The following is a 1,090-nucleotide window of genomic DNA, read 5'->3' as shown; positions in this document are numbered from 1 at the left end:
ACATCATCCAGATAATTTTTTGTTCTATAAGTAAACAGCAATCTTAAGCTTAACCATCAGAAGATTAGAACACGAATATAGAATCGTGTTTTTACTAATCTCATCTTTACTCGGAAACGGCATTTGGTTTATTAAAAGGAAGCGCCACTTCTGTAACTAGAGCTTGACAGTGTAAAATACTATTTCATGTCTAGTGATGAACCTTACAATTTAGACTCTTCACTAGTATATTAATTATGAATAAACAAAGTATTTGGCTCACTCTTCAAACTGGGTTAATCATCTTACTCAATGGATGTACTAATCCTTACTACCCTCAAAACAAGGTTATTGTGCCAAGAATTGGTTACTCTGGTAGTGCTGATAATGCAAGCTATAGTGAGGCACAAATCAAGATTGAAGGTTCTTGTGTTTATTTAATGAATGCAAATGATCGAGTTTTTCCTATTTTTGCAACTAAGGATGCTCATTGGGATCACGATAAGCACCTTTTAATTATTGATTCAGAAGAATATAAAGATGGTGACACCATTGCTTATGGTAGCGGAGAAGCTTATTCCATAAATTTGAATGATTACAACTGGATTATTAAACCTGATACGACTTGTGTTCTAAGCAAAGGTGTTATTATCAATCAGCTTATAGAACCTCTTACTAAAAAGTAAAGAAAAAGCCCTTGTTGCGATTAGTTAACTATAGAAGAACGGCCTAATGTTATCTATATTTCTCTGATACATTTTAATGATGCTAATTTTAAGTCGTTATCAGCTTTGTAGATCATATTTGTAGTAGAAGCACTTAAAATTGTTCTAGCTTCGAGTATATCTGTGTTAAGAGTCTTAACTTCTAGAGCCATACCATTTTGAATGTAAATCATATTATTTGCATACTTAACTTTGTTGAATACAATACGCCCACTAGTATCGTCGCAAAGTATACCATTGCCATCTGCGTCAAGTGTTATTGTTGATATGCTAGGACCAATCGAAATCGTCCATATACCTGAGAATGAAGGTATTGAAGGTTCGATTGCATTAAATTTATTATTAATCATTGGGGTCGTTGAAGTTATACATCCACCCAATAGAAC

The 1,090-nt window shown here is 33.4% G+C and carries 2 protein-coding genes; one reads left to right on the top strand and one right to left on the bottom strand.

All coding sequences use genetic code 11. From position 1 onward, the window contains the following. Positions 1 to 236 precede the first annotated feature (236 nt). Positions 237 to 665 carry a hypothetical protein gene (locus tag HUN22_RS17220; RefSeq protein ID WP_174731935.1) on the top strand — a complete coding sequence of 143 codons (429 nt, stop codon included), beginning with the start codon at positions 237 to 239 and terminating at the stop codon, positions 663 to 665. A gap of 53 nt (positions 666 to 718) precedes the next feature. Here the strand turns inward: HUN22_RS17220 and HUN22_RS17215 are convergent. Beyond that, the coding region (locus HUN22_RS17215; RefSeq protein WP_254617564.1) for a J517_1871 family lipoprotein at positions 719 to 1,090 on the bottom strand (372 nt) is incomplete at its 5' end.

The organism is Acinetobacter lactucae (genome assembly GCF_013344765.1).
GTDB lineage: Bacteria > Pseudomonadota > Gammaproteobacteria > Pseudomonadales > Moraxellaceae > Acinetobacter > Acinetobacter lactucae_A.
This window is presented reverse-complemented; position numbering and strand designations above follow the sequence as displayed.